General features: G+C 34.5%; 3 protein-coding genes and 1 pseudogene. 2 read left to right on the forward strand and 2 right to left on the reverse strand.

Translation table 11 applies throughout. From position 1 onward, the window contains the following. Positions 1-736 precede the first annotated feature (736 nt). Positions 737-2,359 (forward strand): lactate permease LctP family transporter, encoded by a 1,623-nt coding sequence (locus V7024_RS13590; protein WP_335520848.1) that lies wholly within the window; start codon positions 737-739, stop codon positions 2,357-2,359. Between the two features lie 24 nt (positions 2,360-2,383). Here V7024_RS13590 and V7024_RS13595 read toward each other — a convergent pair whose 3' ends face one another. Both V7024_RS13595 and gloA2 read right to left on the reverse strand, forming a co-directional pair. Further along, positions 2,384-3,694, reverse strand: coding sequence for a hemolysin family protein (locus tag V7024_RS13595; RefSeq protein WP_335520850.1), 1,311 nt, complete (start codon positions 3,692-3,694; stop codon positions 2,384-2,386). 156 nt (positions 3,695-3,850) lie between these two features. Continuing rightward, entirely contained in the window at positions 3,851-4,237 is a 387-nt protein-coding gene (gloA2, locus tag V7024_RS13600; RefSeq protein ID WP_335520853.1) for an SMU1112c/YaeR family gloxylase I-like metalloprotein, read from the reverse strand. A 74-nt stretch (positions 4,238-4,311) separates the two neighbouring features. Between gloA2 and V7024_RS13605 the strand changes: the two are divergent. Beyond that, positions 4,312-4,719 (forward strand): annotated as a pseudogene (locus V7024_RS13605) (Na+ dependent nucleoside transporter N-terminal domain-containing protein); the annotation flags it as partial. Positions 4,720-4,915 lie beyond the last annotated feature (196 nt).

Raw genomic sequence — 4,915 nt, forward strand, 5'->3', positions numbered from 1 at the left:
ATTTTTTCTATTTATTTTATATTTATACATGTGTTATTTTTATATTTCTTATTCACTATTCCATTCTATATTCAATTACTTCCTATTAATAAAAACCACATTCCTCCTTTATATAGAGAGAAAACTCTCTTTTGATGTCTGAATATTATACTATACGGCTAAGACAAAAAGCAAAGTATCTACAAAGCAGTTCCTTGCTTTCGAAAATAATTTTCTCAACCTTTTTGTTATATTTTTTGTATATCACTTTTACTATTTGGTATTCCCTGATCATTCTCCTGCTTCTTCATAAATATCTTTACAAATCATGAAAAAATAAGGTTCATCACCAAAAGACAGGGGTAACATATAGATCTACACCCCACTCCTCGGCAAGCCTGCGGGGTCTCACTTTCCTCGCTATTCCCGCAGGAGTCGCCACTCTCCGTTTCGTGTATTAAAATGATTCATTTTCAAAAAATCAATCCATGTTACGCTGATAAACCAAGAATATATAAAGAACATATAGCATATCCTACCCGTATACACTCTTTGCTGTACAGTAGCAATAGTTATTCCAATTTCTTCATAAAATGTAGCGGAATTATTACAGTTAACAATCTCACGGAATAATTATCCTTTTCCACGTTGACAATAGTGCTGAGGGGGACTATACTAAAAATGTAAGTTGATTGTGAATCATTTCACAAATAAATGTGAAGAAACTCACAAATTATATATAGGAGATGTCAGACTTATGAGTACTTGGACACAAATTTACGACCCATTACACAACATTTGGCTATCAGCACTTGTAGCCGCAATACCAATTTTATTTTTCGTATTATGTTTAACAGTCTTTAAAATGAAAGGATACGTATCTGGATTTTATAGTGTTATTTTAGCTATTATTCTTTCTATTTTCGTCTATAAAATGCCAGCAACTATGGCTGTATCCTCCGCTGCATTTGGCGTAGCCGCTGGATTTTATCCAATTTGTACAATTGTTATCGCAGCCATTTTCCTTTACAAACTAACTGTAAAAACTGAACAATTTAATGTTATTCGCGATAGTATTTCTAGCATTACAAGCGATCCTCGTCTTCAAGTATTATTGATTGCTTATTCTTTCGGTGCTTTCTTAGAAGGTGCAGCAGGTTTTGGTGTACCAGTTGCTATTACAGCAGCATTACTTGTAGGTATGGGATTTGATCCATTAAAAGCAGCGGGTATCTGTTTAGTTGCTAACATTGCCGGCGGTGCAATGGGTGCAATGGGTATTCCAGTTACAGTACCAGCTCAATTAACACAACTTGACGCATTAACTGTTGGTCGTCATGCAGTTGGAATTTTACCATTTATTAGTTTCGTCTTACCATTCTTACTTGTTGCAATCGTTGATGGTTTCAAAGGAATTAAAGAAACTTGGCAAGGTATTGTTGTAAGCGGCGGTTCTTTCGCTATTACTCAATTCGTTGTAACATATTTCCTTGGTGCAGAACTTACTGATATTTTCGCAGCTGTAGTCAGCATGATCGCATTAGCATTATTCTTACGTGTATGGCAACCAAAATCTTCAACAAAAGAGAAAGCAAATAAACAAGAAAAACATAGTTATACAATGAAACAAATTTTATACGCTTGGTCACCATTTGTATTCTTAACTGCATTTGTAACAATTTTCAACTTAAAACCAGTAAAAGCCTTATTCCTTCCAAATGGTGCATTAAGTAACTTAGTATGGAATCTTCAAGTACCTGGCCTGCACAATCACGTAATTAAAACAGCGCCAATCGTTAAAGCAAATACACCGTTTCCAGCAATCTTTAAGTTAGATGTATTCTCATCAACAACTACTGCAATTGTACTTGCAATTATCGTATCTTTACTTGTATTCCGTGTAAGCGGTAAGTTAGTAAAAGAATTAACTATTGAAACATTAAAAGAGTTAAAAACACCAATTTATACAATCTGTAGCGTAATTGCATTAGCATACGTAACAAACTATTCTGGTATGTCTTCAACTCTTGGATTAGCTTTATCATCTACTGGTGATGCATTCCCTATTCTTTCTCCAATCTTAGGTTGGATTGGCGTATTCTTAACTGGTTCTGTAGTATCCAGCGGCTCTCTATTTGCACCTCTTCAAGCTGTTACAGCCGCTCAATTAGATATCGTTCCTTCTACTCTCGTTGCCTTAAACGTAGTAGGCGGTACAATGGCAAAAATGGTATCACCACAATCAGTTGCTGTAGCTTGTGCGGCAGTTGGAATCGTTGGTAAAGAATCAGAGCTATTTAAAATGACAATGAAATATAGCTTAATCTTCTTATTGATTATTAGCTTGCTTCAACTTAACGCAGTGTTTAATATTTTCTAATATAAAAGGCTGATGACTCGTTCATCAGCCTTTTTCTTTCGTTTCCATTTTTTTAATCTCTACTCGCTTAATTTGATGCATATCTTTTTCAAGAATAGTAAATGCCCATTCTCCAACAACAATCATATCGCCCTCTGCCATTGGTTGTCCTTGCATCATTAACCATCCTCCAATTGTATCTACATCCTGTTCATTCAAATGTAAACCAAACAAATCATTAATTTCACTGACTAACACTTTTCCGTCAACAACTTTACAATCGTCACTAATATGCTGAACAGGTGGATGTTCATCTTCATCATATTCATCACGAATTTCTCCCACAATCTCTTCTAAAATATCTTCAAGCGTAACAAGCCCTGCCGTTCCACCATATTCGTCATATAAAATGGCCAGCGGAATCCGTTTTTTTTGCATGTTTAACAGTAGATCATGTATTGGAATGTTTTCCATTACTTCAATAACCGGTCTTGTATACGTCGTAATTGATTTGGCTTCTTGTTTTTCTCCATCCATATAACGGATAAAGAAATCTTTCACATTCACCATTCCGATTACTTCATCTTTATCTTCCCCAAATACTGGATATCTTGTATATTTTTCTTGCCGAATAATTTCAATATGTGTTTCAAATAAATCTTCCGCATATAATCCAACAATTTCTGTCCGCGGCACCATGATCTCTTTCGCAAGACGATTGTCAAATTCAAAAATATTATTTACATATTTAAACTCTGCTTGATTAATTTCTCCGCTTTCATAACTCTCTGATAAAATGAGACGGAGTTCTTCCTCTGAATGCGCTACTTCATGTTCAGAAGCGGGTTCTAAACCAAATAAACTTGCCACAAAACGAGCTGCATGATTTAATGTCCAAATAAATGGATACATAATGCGATAAAAATATATCAATGGCTTTGAAAACAACAGGCTGACTTGCTCTGCTTTTTGAATTGCAAATGTTTTTGGTGCCAATTCCCCAACTACAACATGAAAAAACGTAATAACTGCAAATGCAATAATAAAAGATACAGTATTGGCGATTGGAGGAGAGATATGAAGTGTAATTAATACAGGCTCTAATACATGTTTTACAGTTGGTTCACCTAACCACCCCAGTCCTAGTGCCGTAATGGTAATCCCAAACTGGCACGCTGACAAATACTCGTCCAAATGAGAAATCACTTTTTTCGCCGCTACTGCTCCCCGCTTTTTTTCTCCAACAAGTTGATCAATGCGGCTACTGCGTACTTTCACAATCGCAAATTCAATTGCAACAAAAAAGCCCGTTAACGCAATTAAAGCTGCAACTAGTATTAAATTTCCTATTTCCAAATATCGCCCTTAGCTGTAGGCAGCTAAAGTTACACCTCCCGTAAGATAAGTTTAGCTTTCTTTATTTTTCTCTCATTTCCTCACAAGAAAACCTGTATAAATTTCACAAATTTTTATTCCGTAGCGGACAAAGAAAAACCCCCACTGATGGGAGTTTCAATTCTCATATAATTCAAGGGGCAAGCCATCTGGGTCTTGAAAAAATACAAAACGCTTTCCAGTTATCTCATCAATTCGAATGCTTTCCGTTTGTATACCGTGCTGTTGTAAATGCGACACAGCTTCTTCTATAGATGAAACAGAAAACGCTAAGTGTCTTAGTCCTGCTGCTTCAGGAAAGCTTGTACGCTTTGGAGGGTTTGGAAATGAGAATAATTCAATTTGATATGTATTCCCAATACACAAATCCAACTTATATGATTCCCTTTCTTCTCGATATACTTCACGTAAAACTTGAAAACCAAGTACTTCTGTATAGAATTTTTTTGATACTTCATAATTGGAACAAATAATGGCAACGTGGTGAACATCGGTAATATTCATCTTATCTCTTCCTTTCTTGCATATTCTCCTTTGAAATGAAAAACCTATATACAAAGTCACTTATAAGGAGCACTATAAAATTTTTCACATTTTGTCTCGGACTTATTGTTATATTTTTTCTTGCTTTTATAGCAAGTAATAACAGAAAACACATTAAGTTCAAACCAATCATTCTTATGCTTATTGTACAATTAATTTTAACGTTTCTACTATTAAATACACAGGTTGGTCTAATCCTCATTACAACAATTTCAAAATTGTTTAATGCGTTATTAAAATATGCTGCGGCAGGTGTAAACTTTGTATTTGGCGGCTTATTAAACAAAGGCGAAATGTCCTTCTTTTTAAGTGTTTTACTACCAATTGTATTTATCTCTGTCTTAATCGGTATTTTACAGCACTTTAAAATTTTACCATTCTTTATTCGCTGGATTGGATTTTTCCTTAGTAAAATAAATGGCCTCGGCAAATTAGAATCCTATACGGAGCAACCTTAGTCAGCACTCTATCTGCGACTATTGTTAGCGTTATGATTTGAATTAGGAAAAATTTTAATCTTTTTTTTATTTATTTTTTGTATACAATTATTCTTAAACAGATGCCTTATCATAATAAAGGGTTTTTTTGTACAAATAACAAAAAATACAATATATCTTTATAAAACGATATGTTTCATAT

The sequence above is a fragment of the Bacillus sp. JJ864 genome (genome assembly GCF_036963045.1).
Classification (GTDB): Bacteria; Bacillota; Bacilli; order Bacillales; family Bacillaceae_G; genus Bacillus_A; species Bacillus_A pseudomycoides_C.

Excerpts from the sequence above, each read along its gene's own strand:
- V7024_RS13590 (WP_335520848.1), top strand. The coding sequence starts at position 737 with ATGAGTACTTGGACACAAATTTACGACCCATTACACAACATTTGGCTA.
- gloA2 (WP_335520853.1), bottom strand. The coding sequence starts at position 4,237 with ATGAATATTACCGATGTTCACCACGTTGCCATTATTTGTTCCAATTAT.